Here is a 14,210-nt window from a genome sequence, read left to right on the forward strand (position 1 = left end):
CCGCGAGACTCATGCGGAACGCTGACGTCGTGGCGCTGGGGTGGACGATTCGACCTGATGGGATGGTGATGGCCGTGTTGAGTAGTAACCCTGAGGACTTCAAGGTCGCTGATCTGGACCTGGCGGATTTTGGCCGCCGGGAGATCTCGCTCGCCGAGCATGAGATGCCCGGTCTGATGGCCATGCGCGAGCAGTACGCGGCCGATCAGCCTCTGCGCGGAGCGCGGATCACTGGCTCCCTGCACATGACAGTCCAGACCGCGGTTCTGATCGAGACGCTGATTGCGCTCGGTGCCGAAGTTCGGTGGGCGTCATGCAACATCTACTCCACGCAGGACCACGCCGCCGCCGCTGTCGTTGTTGGCCCCGACGGAAGTCCGGATGACCTTCGCGGAGTCCCAGTGTTCGCTTGGAAGGGCGAGACGCTCACCGAGTACTGGTGGTGCACACGCCAGGCGCTCACATGGCCGGGCGAGGGTCCGAACATGCTCCTGGACGACGGCGGTGACGCCACCATGCTCGTGCACAAGGGTGTCGAATTCGAGAAGGCGGGGGAGGTGCCACAGGCCAGCGCCGAAGACAGCGCTGAGTACTCGGTCGTGCTGGATCTGCTGCGGCACAGCCTTGTTGAATCGCCACGGCGCTGGACCGAAGTGTCAACCGGGATCATCGGGGTCACGGAGGAGACCACGACTGGAGTGCATCGCCTGTACGAAATGGCACGCGAGGGCTCATTGATGTTCCCGGCGATCAACGTCAACGATGCTGTGACCAAGAGCAAGTTCGACAACAAGTACGGCTGCCGCCACTCCCTGATCGACGGGATCAACCGCGCGACCGACGTTCTGATCGGCGGCAAGGTGGCCGTCGTATGCGGGTATGGGGACGTCGGCAAGGGGTGCGCGGACTCGCTGCGGGGCCAGGGCGCCCGAGTGATGATCACTGAGATCGACCCAATCTGTGCCCTACAGGCCGCCATGGACGGCTTCCAGGTGAGTCGCCTGGAGGACGTACTGGGTAGCGCCGACATCTTCGTTACCGCGACCGGTTGCGTGAATGTCATCACCGCTAGCCAGATGGCCCGAATGAAGCATCAGGCGATCGTCGGGAATATCGGTCACTTCGACAATGAGATCGATGTAGCGGGGCTCGCGTCGCTCGCCGTGAAGCATCTAGTCAAGCCTCAGGTGGACAGGTGGGAGTTCGCTGATGGGCATTCGATCATCGTGCTGAGCGAAGGGCGTCTGCTGAACCTGGGCAACGCGACCGGGCACCCCTCGTTCGTAATGTCCAACTCGTTCACCAACCAGGTCCTGGCGCAGATCGAGCTGTTCACGAAGCCTCAGGAGTACCCGGTTGCCGTCCACGTGCTACCGAAGCACCTTGATGAGATGGTCGCGCGGCTGCACCTTGACGCGCTGGGGGTAGATCTGACGCAGCTCACCGAAGCGCAAGCGTCGTACCTGGGAATCAGCGCGGACGGACCGTACAAGCCGCATCACTACCGGTACTGATCCGTGCGCCCGGTCCGCCCAGCCGTCTACGAAGGGTGCCCGGCGGCGGCCCTGGTCGCGGCGCAGGTTCCAGGACGCGTCGTGCCGACATCGTGGGGAGTCCAGAACTCCTGACATAGCGACTGGATGTTGAGCCAGATTCCCTTGTAGGAGAGCACTCTTGGGCGTGTTTGGCCGGTGTTTGGGCGCCAATGTGTGAGATCATTCACTTATGGATTCAGGGCAGGACAGAGTAGGTCGGGTGAGCCAGCCCGTGTTGTCGCTGTTGCCGCCGCAGGCTCGGGCGGTCGGCCCGTCCGCTGGTCTACTGGAAGGCCCGCACGGCGGTGTGGTTTTCGTGTTCGGGCTGGCTACGTTCAGCTACGCGGCCACCGATGAGATCGGCCGTCGGCTTGCGGCAGTGCAACTGGTGACATCCAGGATCGCGACATCGGTGGAGGTGGCCTCGGCGTTCGCGGTCTCCACGGTGACGCTGTGGCGCTGGGGAGCCGACTTCGCCTCCGGCGGGGTGGCCGGGCTCCAGCGCGCGCGCACTGGGCCGAAGGGGCCGATCAAGCTCACCCCGGCGCTAAGCGCCCAGATCGGCGAGCTCGACGCCTCTGGTCTGTCGTTGCGCCGGATCGCAACCCGGGTGGGGGTGTCGACCGCGACGGTGCGGGTCGCGCTCGGGCGCGTTGCCCCACCGATCCAGGCGGCACCCGAGGCGGCGAACACCGATGATGCTGTCGTCGACACGGCCGCGAGGCAAGACGACGTTCACGACCACGACGTTGACGCTGCTGGCGTCGGAGATCTTGTCATCCTGGCGGCACCGGAGCCGCGCACCGCCGAACGCGCCGCGGCGCGTTTCGGGTATCTGGCCGAGGCCCCGGTGGTGATCACCGAGGGTGCCCAGCTGCCCCTGGCCGGTCTGCTGCTGGCCTTGCCAGCGTTACAGGCGACCGGACTGCTCGAAGTCGCGGCCGAGGTCTATGGGCACCTGCGCAAAGGTTTCTACGGGCTGCGCGCCACCTTGCTGATGGGGGTGTTCATGGCGTTGCTGCGCGAACCGCGCGCCGAAGGCGCCACCCGGCTGCGCCCCGCCGATCTGGGCCGACTGCTGGGCTTGGACCGGGCCCCGGAAGTCAAGACGCTGCGCCGCAAGCTCACCGAGCTCGCCGGTCACGGCAGGGGAGCCGGACTACAGGCCGGCCTGGGCGCCCATCACGTCACAACCCGCCCAGAGGCGGTCGGGTTCCTCTACCTCGACGGGCATGTCCGGGTCTACACCGGTACCCGGGAACTACCAAAGACCCACATCGCCAGGATGCGCATCGCCGGGCCTGCAACCGAGGAAACCTGGGTATGCGATAGCGAGGGTGACCCGGTGATGGTCATCACCGCTGCCCCATCCCAGTCGCTGGCCGCCGAGCTGCGCCGGTCGCTGCCTGGACTGCGGGCACTGATCGGACCGGATCGGCGGTGCACCGTCGTGTTCGACCGCGGCGGCTACTCCCCGACGGTCTTCACCGAAATCATCACCGCCGGCTTCGATGTCCTGACCTACTTCAAAGGCACCTGGGCCCGCTGCGATGGTGCGGCGTTCAACACCATGGGCCACACCGCCGCGGACGGCACCGTCCACAGCTATGAGCTCGCCGAACGCCCCATCGTGCTGCCCGTGCCAGGCCAGCGCGCCGCCGACGGTCGCGACCTGACACCGGCGAGCACGCTGACGTTGCGCCTGATCGTGCGCCGCGGCCCCGACGGGCACCAAACCCCGATCCTGACCAACCGCACCGATTTGAACGCCCCCGAGATCGCCTACCGGATGAGCGCCCGGTGGCGGCAGGAGAACTACTTCAAATACGCCCGCGAACACTTCGCCCTAGACGCCCTCGACAGCTACGCCGACCAACCCGACGATCCTGAGCGACTGGTGCCGAACCCGGCGAAGGCCCGTGCCAAAGACCAGGTCGGCGCTGCCCGCAAGGCACTCACCACAGCCCAAGCCGACCTCGCCGACACAATCGACAAAACGCTCACCCGAGCCCGCCGCCCCGCCAACAGCGGCACCATCACCCTGGACCCGACCGTCTGCGAAGCCCTAACTGCCGCGCGAGCCGATCTCGCCGCCGCCAAGCAGGCCTCGCGAGACACCGCCAGCCACCTGCCGCTGTCAGCCGTGCGGCCCGGCAGCCGACTACTGGAAACCGAACGCAAACTGCTGACCCACGCGATCAGGATGAGCGCCTACAACAGCGAAAGCGCCCTGGCCCGACTGCTGCGTCCGCACTACAGTCGCGGTCAGGACGAAACCCGTGCGCTCCTGCGCGAAGCGTTCACACTGCCCGGGGACATCCAGATCATCGGCAGCACCCTGCACGTGCGCCTCGACCCCGCCTCAGCACCCAGACGCAGCAACGCCCTCGCGGCCCTATGCACCGAACTGACCCAAACCCAAACGCGCTACCCCGACACCAACCTGACCCTGGCATACAGCGTCAAAGGCCACCCCGGCCCTACATAAACCAACTCACCCTGTCAGGAGTTCTGGAGTCCGCGATGCGGTGATCGCACTCGTTGGAGCGTTCTTGCTGGCTCTCGCGGGCGCGATCGTTGCCTTGGAGATGGGCGTTCTCGGTTCGGGGGCAGATCTTGTCCTGGGGACGCTGGTGCCGTGGATCGTCATGGCTGGCTGGCCACTGTGGATCGTGCACCGGCGCGGCAACGGACCGCGGATTGATCTTGGGCTCCGGCTGAGTTGGAGCGATCTTGGCTGGGGTCTGCTTGGCGGCGTCGCAGCGCTGGTCCTTGGGTCCCTGGCCGCGGCCTTGACGACGCTGTGGGTAGGAGATTTCGATTCCGCTGCTGGTGATGTGGCGCGCGAGATCGCCGAGTCGGGCGCTGCTTGGCTGCTCGTACTGTTCGCCGTCCTTGTCGTGGTCGGCGCTCCCTTCGTGGAGGAGCTGGTTTTCCGCGGGCTGCTGTGGGCGGGTCTGCGCAGGCGCGGGTGGAGTGCCTGGGTGACAGGTGTCGTCACGACGCTGGCTTTCGCGCTGTTCCACCTGGAGATCAAGCGAATACTCGTTCTGGCTGCAGTCGCTGCCGTTCTGGCGGTGCTTCGCCAGCGCACGGCCGCCCTCGGGGCGCCAATGGTCGCTCACGCGGTGAACAACCTGCCAGGGGCGATCGCGATGGTGGCGCTCGCTTCGGGCTAGTGGTTCCGCGCAGGCGCTACTGCTACCCAGGTGCTACTTCCGGGGGTCGTTCCCAAGCTCGGGTCAGACGGCGGCCCCGGCCGCGAGTCCCACACCGTGGCACTTGACGCAGTACAGAAGCGGACTGGCTGGTTCGCGGCCGGTGGCCGAACAGCGATCGCACTCGATGACGGGTTCTCTGACGGTCTGAGCTCCCTTGCCACCGCAGGCTCCGCACGTCAGCCGCTTCCCGGGCTGGACCCCGGAGCCAGAACAGAACGCGCACCCGGCCCTGGGCGGGCGCACGCGGACGTTTCCGCTTCCGCCGCACACCTCGCAGACGGAGCTGGCCGACATGATATCGAACGGGTCGAGTCCCTGTCCCTTGCAGAAGGCACAGATCAAGTAGTTGTCGGGGTTGTCCATCATGCTCCCCGACCTGGCCGCGCCGCCCGTGAGAGGGAAATGGCTCCACGGCGTGCTGACAGCATCCGGTTGGAGACGGCGATGTCCAGCGTCTGGTTGGCGCGCGCCTTCCGCGTATTCAGGCTTGGAGCCGATTGCGCTTTCCGGACCTGGGAGAGCCCAGGGATTTCGTTGGACGTCAGGACTGTTCTTCTCCGCATGTTGCCTCCTGTTTTCAGATCGTTCCTTTTTCGAATGTTGCCAGCCGGTCCGAGCTGCTGACTCGTGCGCGGGACCGCTGGGCTCAGCCTCTTGGCCCGAACGCGTCGCGCCACTCACGGGTTGAGTTCCGGCGCTCCTCGGCGTGTCTGGCCATTTCGTCGGCGACATTGCTGCGCAGATGCTCGACCTCTTCCCTGCGCTGCTCTGCGCGTTCGGCGCTTGCTGCTCGCCGCTCCGAGCCGAGGTCATCCAGCTTGGATCTGGTCTCGTCGCACAAGCTCGCAGTTCCCTCGCGGAGCTCCTCGCCGCGAACTCTGCCGTCTTGCTTGCGCGCCTCCTCATCGGCGAGGCGGGCCTCCTTGTCCGAGACCAGCCGCGGGATCAGATCGGAAAGGTTTGAATCTGCCACGTTGCCTTCTTCCGGTCACTTGAGACCCACCACGCTGAAAGATCCCCGCGCACTCCATTGTGTCCTCGCGGCCGACCAGCCACGCAACTCGCGGTTGGCCACATCCTGCGGCCCCTCGGCTCAGGGTCGGTGGCCATCTGGCCACATCTGTGCTATCCGGTGGACGCGTTGAAGAACCCGGCGGCAGCCATCTTGGCTACGGCTTCGGTGCGGTTACTGGCGCCTGCCTTCTTGAGGATGGACTGGACGTGTTTCTTGACCGTCGACTCGGACACGATCAGCCGGTCGGCGATGTCCTTGTTCACTTCGCCAGCGGCCAGGTGGATCAGCACTTCCCGTTCGGCCGGGGTCAGCTGAGCAACCATGTGCCGGGAGCGAGCGTCCCCCATCTTCGTCATCTTCATTGCCTTGTCCAGAAGGTCTCTCCGGAACAGTGTCATTCCGCCGACGACCGCGTGGACCGTGTGTGTCAGCAGAGGGCCTGAACAGTCCTTCAACAGATACCCTGACGCCCCGCTCGCGATCGCCTCCACTACGAAGGCGTCCTCGTCGTAGTTCGACAGGAAGACGATGTGAACTCTGGGCAGCTTGGACCTGAGCCACTTCGCGAGGGCGAGACCGTTCTCCGGTGGCCCGAGCTCGATGTCCATCAGGACGACGTCCGGCTCCTTGGCTGCTACGAGTTCGGTGAGGGTGTCGCGGTCGTGAGCGCAGCCGATGACCTGAATGTGCTTGTCGCGATCCAGCATGGATCGGGCGCCTTCGCAGGCCAGGTCGTGATCGTCGACAATGGCCACCCTGATCGCGGTCACCATGAGGACTCCGCGATGGGGATCGTGACGCTGACCTTCGTGCCAAGTCCTGGGGTGCTGCTGATTTCGCAGGAACCGCCGAGCACCACGGCCCTGACTCGCATTGATGCCAGGCCCAGGTTCCCGCGTTCAGTCGGTTCGCGCTCGGCGATGAGCGCCGGATCGAAACCGACGCCGTCATCCTTGACCGAGCCTGAGATGGAGGTCTTGGTGGAGTGCAGTTCAACCCACACGGACGCTGCGTGGGAGTGCTTCGCGACGTTGTGAAGCGCCTCGGACATGATGCGGTATAGGGAAATGTCGGCCTTCTGCGGAAGGTAGTCCGCGTCGGCGTCGAAGTGGGCTTCGACGCCTGTTTCCTCAAGATCGCGGACCTGTGACATCAGCGTCTTGACCAGCCCAAGGGTTTCCAGTGACGCGGGCCGCAGGCGGTAGGCGATGATTCTCGTCTCGGAAAGAACTTGCCTGAGCAGCTTGGCGCTCCTCAGTATCCGCTTGCGCGTGTCGCCCGACGAGGCGCTTGCGAGCAGGTCCAGTTCGCGAATGGCCGAGGAGATTGGCTGTGCTAGACCGTCGTGGATCTCCAGGCCGATCAGCTCCAGTTCACGGTCCTGGGCCTCGATGGTGCGCTTCCAGTCGGCGGGTTCGCGGTCTGCGTTTCGGTTGCGTAACGTCACTAGTCACCGCCGCTCATTCTGCAGGGCACTGCCTGGGACGCGTTCCCCTCACCCGTGGCTGGCCGTGCGTCTTCACCCGTGCCTGCGCTCGCGTTACCGACGTCGCGGGGGGGCGGGGGGGGGTATCGCGGATGAACTCTTCACGCCCATCCCCCTCTCCCGCCAAAGTGACCCGTTCCCATCATGGCAGCTCATGGCTCAAGCACGCCCAAAACCAATGTAGGTGGTCTGATGGCCACGTCGCGCGTTGTCCAGTAGGTTGCTGTCGCCTGAGTGTGGACCCGTGTGGGTCGCCCCCGCGCCGACTGGTGCCGCGAGCTGACCTGACTGCCACAACTGGGCGCCCCATCAGCCCAGTTGCGCAGCGCGTGAATATGGTCACTCAGCGCCTCAAGATGGCTAGCTGCGGGTGGCGACCTCATATGAGGGTGGCGAGGCTTGGAAGTGCAAGAGAAAGTTGATGTGGCACCGACCGGTGGCACTGAAAGGATGGATGGCATGGCTATCGAAACTGCAAACTCGTCCTCGAGCCTGGTTGAGGTCGTAGACCGCATTCTCGACAAGGGCGTAGTGGTCGATGCTTGGATTCGCGTCTCCCTGGTGGGGATCGAGCTCCTTGCGATCGAGGCCCGCGTTGTGATCGCGTCGGTTGACACTTGGCTGAAGTACGCCGAGGCCGTTGGCCTGACGAAGGCAGAAGAGGTCGCCGCATAGGCACTCGCTTCATCAACGGCACACGGGATCGGGTGCGCCCTCCCGTGAATGAATCGGGTGGGCCCCCGATCCCGCGTGCCGCGCATTGACGGTCAGTCACTACGCAGGAGAAACGATTTGTATGGCATCACGAACAGATGAGATGCGTGACCTCGTGGATGGTCTCGTTGGAAGTGCCAGGACACGAGTGGAGGGGGAAGCCGCCCGCTTGATGGAAGCCGGGGAGGACGCGCGGGAACGTGCTGTTCAGTTCACGGCGAACAGGGCGAGTGTCGATGACTTCATTGAAGACCTGAAGGAGCGTCGCTTAACCAACACGGCCGAGGACGACAGTGCCCGCCGCAGCGCCGACGACGATCGCAAAGCGAGCGCCGCGGACTTCATGAGCAACGTACAAGTTAGCGTCGCGGGCATCCGAGCGGACGTTTCCAACATGCTGGGTTCGCTGCTTGGCGAGCGCAAGGCAACATCTGACGCCGACCATCAGGCACGCGACGAGGCGGAGAAGGCGCGTCTGGATGACGCTGCCAACGCGGCTCGGGAGCGGGTGGAGGAAGTGGCCCAGCGGGTCGCTGACGTTGCCGCCGACCTGACGGACAAGGCTACGACGCGCAAGGCTGAGGCTGAGGCCGACCATCAGGCACGCGACGAGGCGGAGAAGGCGCGTCTGGATGACGCTGCCAACGCGGCTCGGGCGCGGGTGGAGGAAGTGGCCCAACGGGTCGCTGACGTTGCCGCCGACCTGACGGAACTGGCCGACGATCGCGCTGGCGCTGCCGACCTGTGGCGCGAGGGCGTCAAGGCGAGGAGCGACATCCGGTCCGGTGGGGCTCCGGCCGCGAAGCCCAAGGCCGCGAAGCCCAAGGCTGCGAAGCCCAAGGCTGCGCCAGCAACCAAACGTCGGCCAACGTCAGGTGAGATCTTCTCGTACCTGGCGGACAGCCCCGATGGCAAGACTCTGGTTGAGCTCGGGGAGCATTTCGATGTTGCCAGGATTGTTCTGACACGCTCTCTGAAGGAGCTGCGTGATCAGAACCTGGTCAGCCAGGACGAAGCGACAAAGACATACCTCGCGATCTGAGCCGTGGGCAGCACTGGGTGCCCGGGCTGTGAGGGATGGGTAACTGATAGTACGGTGCCCCTAGAAGGGTGTGCATGAGGCGCCCTCTAGGAGCACCGGAACGAGAGGACAAGGTTGATGACGTCAGTTGTTAGAGCCGTGCCGCGCAAGAACTTCGTGGCTACTCCATACATCGAGCAGTTGACCGCGCGGGGACTTGACTACTTGGCTGCCGATTTCCCGCTTCACCTATGTGGACCGTCAGGTGTGGGCAAGACGACCCTCGCGATGCACATAGCCCACAAGCTGGGCCGACCGGTAATGCTAATGAGCGGTGACGACGAGTTTGGCAGCTCCGACCTAGTCGGCGGCGCCACCGGCTACAACCGGCGCCGGACAGTCGACCGCTTCATTCGGTCTGTGACCAAAGTCGAGGAGTCGATGCGCGAGCAATGGGTCGACAACCGCTTGACGGTGGCCTGCCGTGAGGGACTGACCCTAGTATACGACGAGTTCACTCGGTCGCGGCCGGAAGCGAACAACGCGCTGCTGTCGGTTCTGGAGGAAGGGATACTGATCCTTCCGACGCGGAACAGGGGTTCGAGCTACCTGAAGGTGCATCCGGAATTCAAGACGATCTTCACGAGCAATCCGGATGAATACGCGGGCGTGCACAAGGCTCAGGACGCTCTCCTCGAACGCATGGTGACCATCGACTTGGCATGCTTCGACCACGAGACGGAGACGGCGATCACGCAGGCTCGCTCTGGTGTCGATCAGGCGGATGCGCTCGTCGTCGTGTCGGTTGTCCGGAAGGTCCGCGAGCTGATCGGCGGCGACCACAGTCCGTCGCTGCGCAGCGCGGTAGTGATCGCGAGGGTGCTTTTCCAGAAGGGCAAGACCACCGCTGACGTTGAGATATTCGAGCAGGCCTGTTTGGACGTACTGCTCAGCGCACTCGTGCGGGGCGGATACACGCGTGAGCGGGGAGTGGATGCGGTCTCCGTCGAGCTTCTCGGTATCGTTCGTGGGTTCGCCGCGCAGCGTCCGAGCCTGCGAGCAAGCGGCGAGGACATCGAGAAGGAGTTCGACGAGCAGCGGGTACCTATTGCCTAGGACTCGTTCGCGCACGTATGGACAGGTGGGTAGCCGAATATGAGCGGCAAACGTAGGGCGCTGCCGGATCTGCCAACGATGCAGGACTCCCTCCTGAAGAGGGCGGTTCCTGCCGCGAAGACAGCGGAAGACAATCGGACGGTCTACTTCCAGTTGAGTCTGTTCAGCGCCGAGAAGGACCGACTGGAGCAACGGCTCCGTGATCTTCGCTCGAAGCAGGAGAACATTCTCGGCCGCCTGAAGACGGTCGACGGCCAGATCAAGAAGCTGCAGGCTAGCCTGTCGAGCGCCCCGGGAAGCGCCGGGCGCGAGGGCCTGGCGGGCACGTGGCGCGCGTGGAACGAAGTGGACATCGAGTACTGAACTCCCCGGCGAAAGTGAGGACTGCATGGCATCGGAACGCGACAGACGACCAGGAGGCGGTTCAGGGATATTTGGCGATCTCTCCGAGTTCATCCGGAAGCTGGGCGATCTGGCTCAGGGAGAATCGACGAGCGGGCAGAAGGAGTTCACCCTGCCGGGCGGCGCTCAGGGTGTGTACGGATTCTCCGTTCGCATGGGGCTGGGCCGGGAGACGCCCGTTGTGAGCGAGTTCGGCAACGTGAAGGTGACGAACGAAGGGGCGGTCGTCAGCGAGACGCGAGAGCCACTCATCGACATCTTCGATGAAGGAGATGAGATATTGCTCGTCGCTGAGCTACCCGGAGTCAAGGACGCCGACGTCGAGCTCGATGTTCGGGGAGACGTCGTCGCGCTAACCGCCAAGGGCACGAAGCAGAAGTACGCGTGCGAGGCCCTCCTGTCGGCCGAAGTGGACCCGGAGCCAGTGGCCAGGGACTGCGAGAATGGCTACTTGCAGCTTCGGTTCACGAAGAAGTCCGGTTCGAGTGCCAGTGGCGGATCTGGTAGCGAGTGACGTGAGTGGAGCACTACCCGAATCGAGCGGGCCGCCGTCGCTGAGCCTGCGCGTTGGTGAAGCGCGGCCGAAGGATTCCGGCCGCGGCATCGCCCGCCTTGATCCCCAAGACATGAAGCGGCTGGGGGTCAAGATCGGTGACGTCGTCGCTGTCACGGGGAAACGAACCGTCCCTTTGAAGGTCGTGCCCGTCTACCCGGAAGACCGCGGCAATGAGCTGATGCAGATCGACGGCATCGCCCGTGAGAACGCCGGTGTGGGTATCGACGAACGGGTGACGGTCAAGTCGGCCAGTGTCGAGAGCGCCCGGGTCGTCGCGCTGGAACCTCTGGGACCGTCGCGGCTGAGCAAGCAGGCCCGTGACGCGTCCTACATCGGGCGTCTTGTCGACGGTCTGGTGGTTCAAGCTGGTGACCGCGTCCGCGTCAACCTGTTCGGTTCGCGTCCGCAGGACTTCAAAGTCACCAACACATCACCTGGCGGTTTCGTGCTCGTCCAGGAAGGCACCCGGGTCAAGGTGGACACGGGGGCTGACGGGGCGGCGGCTGCCCGCAACGGCGTCTCGGTGTCCTACGAGGACGTGGGCGGACTTGGTAGGACCCTTGCCCGGCTCAGGGAGATGATCGAGCTCCCGTTGCGCTTCCCCGAGGTCTTCGATCGCCTAGGCATCGATCCGCCCAAAGGTGTCCTGTTGTACGGACCGCCAGGCTGCGGCAAGACGCTGATCGCCCGCGCTGTCGCGCATGAAACCTCGGCACACTTCATCCACGTGAACGGGCCGGAGATCATGGCCAAGTTCTACGGGGAGAGCGAGGCGAACCTGCGCAAGATATTCCAGGAGGCGGAGAAGAACGCCCCGAGCATCGTGTTCCTGGACGAGCTGGACGCCATCGCGCCGAAGCGCTCAGAAGTGCAAGGCGAGGTCGAGAAGCGTGTCGTCGCGCAGATGCTCTCGCTGCTGGATGGTGTGACGTCACGCGGCCAGGTCATCGTCATGGGCGCGACCAACATCCCGGACAACATCGATCCAGCACTGCGTCGTCCCGGCAGGCTTGACCGCGAAATCGAGATCCCGATCCCGGACCGCCACGGACGCCGTCAGATCCTCGAGATTCACACGCGCGGGATGCCCCTGGACAACAGCGTAGACATCGAGTACCTGGCCTCGGTAACTCATGGGTACGTCGGGGCGGACCTCGCGGCTCTCGGACGGGAGGCCGCGATGATCGCCCTGCGCCGGATCATCCCCAGCATCGACCTGGCAGCGGCCGAGATTCCATACGAGGAACTCCTCGCGCTCACGGTCGGCGCTCCGGACTTCGAGACGGCGCTGCGCGAAGTGGAGCCGTCGATGATCAGGGAGTTCTTCATCGAGGTTCCGGACACTCGCTGGAGTGACATCGGGGGGCTCGAAAGCGTCAAGCAGCACTTGCGGGAAACGATCGAGTGGCCGCAGATCCATGAGGGCTTGTTCGCCCACGCCGGCGCGGCGCCGCCGAAGGGGATACTGCTGATCGGACCCCCTGGCTGTGGCAAGACGCTGATGGCGAAAGCCGTAGCTCACGAGTCAAACGCGAACTTCATTTCCGTGAAGGGTCCCGAGCTAGTCTCCAAGTGGGTGGGGGAATCCGAGAAGGGCGTGCGCGAGGTCTTCAAGAAGGCACGTCAGGCCGCGCCTTGCATCGTCTTCCTGGACGAGATAGACGTCATGGCCGCGCGCCGCGGCTCCAGCAGCGGTGAGCGCGTGACCGAGCGCATGCTCGGGCAGATCCTTACCGAACTGGACGGTATCGAGGAGTTGCGTGGCGTGACTGTGCTCGGCGCCACCAACCGCCTCGACGTCGTAGACCCCGCCCTGACGCGCCCTGGACGCTTCGATCTGATCGTCGAGATAGCGCCACCGGACACCGCCGACAGGAGGGCCATCCTCGATGTGCACACGCGCAAGGGCGTGCTCGACCGCAAGATCAACCTGGACTCGCTGGCGGAGCGGACCGAGGGCTTCGTGGGCGCTGATCTGGCCGAGCTGTGCCGCGAGGCAACCATGGGCGCGATCCGCGAGTTCGTGGCTGCGGACACAAAGCCGGCTTTGTCGGCTTTCAAGGTGACCCCGGCGCACTTCGAGAAGGCTCTGACCTCTTTGAACCAGAAGCCTCAAAATGCCTGAGCAGGGCATCTACCTGTTCGCGGTCGCCGCGTCGGATCGTTTCGCGCGGCGGCTGCCGATCCCGGCGCTGCCCGACCAGTTCGGAGATGTCGAGGCGATCACTGTTGACGGCATCGTGGCGCTCGGAAGCACTTACAGCGGTTCCGCCGCGGAAGACATCCCGCAGTCGGAAGTCGTCAGGAACCTGGTTCTGCACCAGAAGGTCATCGAGCTCGCGAGGGAGCGCGACAGTGTGCTGCCGGTGCGCCTCGGGACGATCGTTCCCGACGAAGAGGCGGTGTGTCGGCTCCTGCGCGCCAGCGCGGATCTGATCCGCGACGTGTGGCAGCGGTTCCGGGATGTCGCCGAGATCGATGTCGCGGTCACCTGGGACCTTGACGAGGTCCTGAAGGAAGTTGCCGCCGATCCTGAGGTGCGCGCGGCAAGAGACGCAGCGCAGAACGCACCCGCGGAATTGCGGTCGTCGCTCGCGATCGATGTGGGCAAGCTCGTCAGCGCCAAGCTGGACGAACGCCGCGGTGACGTCCAGGGCCTGATGACCCAGACCCTGCTTCCCCATGTCCGGGATACGCAGCACAATGCGCTGGCCTCCGATGTCCTGGTTTGCAACTCGGCGTTCCTGGTGTCGGCTGGCGAGATGGCGGCGTTCGACGACGCGCTGCGCGTGGTCGACACGAAGCTGGAGGGGCGGTACAACTTCCGCCGTGTTGGGCCGCTGCCTGCATTCAGCTTCGCGACCATGCATCTGCGGGAGATAGGGGTCGACCAGCTGGAAGCTGCCCGCAAGCTGCTCGACCTGCCGGACGACTACGACGAGGAGACGGTCGAGGCGAAGTACCGTGCGCTGGCCGTGCGTCTGCATCCAGACACGAACCCCGGTGACGAGACCGCGCCCGATCGTTTCGAGGATCTTTCAAGGGCGCGCGCTGACCTGATCACGGCGTGCGGGAACGGTGGCGCGGGGACCGGAGCCCCGGTGTTGTACTTCTCCGTCGAGCGCAGTCTCGGGAGGGGCTGAG

At 64.7% G+C, this 14,210-nt stretch carries 15 protein-coding genes; 10 read left to right on the forward strand and 5 right to left on the reverse strand.

The window, feature by feature from the left end; all coding sequences use genetic code 11:
- Window positions 1-11: 11 nt before the first annotated feature.
- From ahcY to Q8P38_01280, 3 genes are all read left to right on the forward strand, one after another.
- On the forward strand, window positions 12-1,514 hold the full coding sequence (gene ahcY, locus Q8P38_01270) for an adenosylhomocysteinase (GenBank protein MDP4013243.1): 1,503 nt from the start codon (window positions 12-14) through the stop codon (window positions 1,512-1,514).
- Window positions 1,515-1,755: 241 nt separating this feature from the next.
- Window positions 1,756-4,023: a hypothetical protein gene (locus Q8P38_01275; protein MDP4013244.1), complete on the forward strand. Its 2,268-nt coding sequence runs from the start codon at window positions 1,756-1,758 to the stop codon at window positions 4,021-4,023.
- 40 nt (window positions 4,024-4,063) lie between these two features.
- Window positions 4,064-4,714: a CPBP family intramembrane metalloprotease gene (locus Q8P38_01280; GenBank protein MDP4013245.1), complete on the forward strand. Its 651-nt coding sequence runs from the start codon at window positions 4,064-4,066 to the stop codon at window positions 4,712-4,714.
- Window positions 4,715-4,777: 63 nt separating this feature from the next.
- Here the strand turns inward: Q8P38_01280 and Q8P38_01285 are convergent, their stop codons facing one another.
- The 5 genes from Q8P38_01285 to Q8P38_01305 form a co-directional block, all read right to left on the reverse strand.
- The gene (locus Q8P38_01285) at window positions 4,778-5,122 is read right to left on the reverse strand and encodes a hypothetical protein (GenBank protein MDP4013246.1); all 345 of its coding nucleotides are present in this window, start codon (window positions 5,120-5,122) and stop codon (window positions 4,778-4,780) included.
- Complete coding sequence (locus Q8P38_01290) at window positions 5,119-5,319, reverse strand: hypothetical protein (GenBank protein ID MDP4013247.1); 201 nt, start codon at window positions 5,317-5,319, stop codon at window positions 5,119-5,121. Before Q8P38_01290 ends, Q8P38_01285 begins: the two co-directional genes overlap by 4 nt.
- Before the next feature lie 83 nt (window positions 5,320-5,402).
- The gene (locus Q8P38_01295; GenBank protein MDP4013248.1) at window positions 5,403-5,729 is read right to left on the reverse strand and encodes a hypothetical protein; all 327 of its coding nucleotides are present in this window, start codon (window positions 5,727-5,729) and stop codon (window positions 5,403-5,405) included.
- 152 nt (window positions 5,730-5,881) lie between these two features.
- On the reverse strand, window positions 5,882-6,544 hold the full coding sequence (locus Q8P38_01300; GenBank protein MDP4013249.1) for a response regulator transcription factor: 663 nt from the start codon (window positions 6,542-6,544) through the stop codon (window positions 5,882-5,884).
- A complete protein-coding gene (locus Q8P38_01305; GenBank protein ID MDP4013250.1) occupies window positions 6,538-7,218 on the reverse strand; it encodes a sensor histidine kinase in 681 nt (226 codons plus the stop codon). The genes Q8P38_01300 and Q8P38_01305 overlap by 7 nt, the downstream gene beginning before the upstream one ends.
- A 498-nt stretch (window positions 7,219-7,716) precedes the next feature.
- Between Q8P38_01305 and gvpA the strand changes: the two genes are divergently transcribed.
- From gvpA to Q8P38_01340, 7 genes are all read left to right on the forward strand, one after another.
- A complete protein-coding gene (gene gvpA / locus Q8P38_01310) occupies window positions 7,717-7,932 on the forward strand; it encodes a gas vesicle structural protein GvpA (GenBank protein ID MDP4013251.1) in 216 nt (71 codons plus the stop codon).
- A 121-nt stretch (window positions 7,933-8,053) separates the two neighbouring features.
- A complete protein-coding gene (locus Q8P38_01315) occupies window positions 8,054-9,013 on the forward strand; it encodes a hypothetical protein (protein MDP4013252.1) in 960 nt (319 codons plus the stop codon).
- A 117-nt stretch (window positions 9,014-9,130) separates the two neighbouring features.
- Window positions 9,131-10,108 (forward strand): gas vesicle protein GvpN, encoded by a 978-nt coding sequence (gene gvpN, locus Q8P38_01320; protein ID MDP4013253.1) that lies wholly within the window; start codon window positions 9,131-9,133, stop codon window positions 10,106-10,108.
- A 39-nt stretch (window positions 10,109-10,147) separates the two neighbouring features.
- Window positions 10,148-10,471, forward strand: a complete 324-nt coding sequence (locus Q8P38_01325) for a hypothetical protein (protein MDP4013254.1) — start codon at window positions 10,148-10,150, stop codon at window positions 10,469-10,471.
- A gap of 25 nt (window positions 10,472-10,496) precedes the next feature.
- The gene (gene gvpH / locus Q8P38_01330; protein MDP4013255.1) at window positions 10,497-11,024 is read left to right on the forward strand and encodes a gas vesicle protein GvpH; all 528 of its coding nucleotides are present in this window, start codon (window positions 10,497-10,499) and stop codon (window positions 11,022-11,024) included.
- Window positions 11,002-13,191 carry a CDC48 family AAA ATPase gene (locus Q8P38_01335; GenBank protein ID MDP4013256.1) on the forward strand — a complete coding sequence of 730 codons (2,190 nt, stop codon included), beginning with the start codon at window positions 11,002-11,004 and terminating at the stop codon, window positions 13,189-13,191. The genes gvpH and Q8P38_01335 overlap by 23 nt, the downstream gene beginning before the upstream one ends.
- Window positions 13,184-14,209 (forward strand): GvpL/GvpF family gas vesicle protein, encoded by a 1,026-nt coding sequence (locus tag Q8P38_01340; protein ID MDP4013257.1) that lies wholly within the window; start codon window positions 13,184-13,186, stop codon window positions 14,207-14,209. Before Q8P38_01335 ends, Q8P38_01340 begins: the two co-directional genes overlap by 8 nt.
- Window position 14,210 lies beyond the last annotated feature (1 nt).

Source organism: Candidatus Nanopelagicales bacterium (assembly GCA_030700225.1).
In the GTDB taxonomy this organism is placed as follows: Bacteria; Actinomycetota; Actinomycetes; order S36-B12.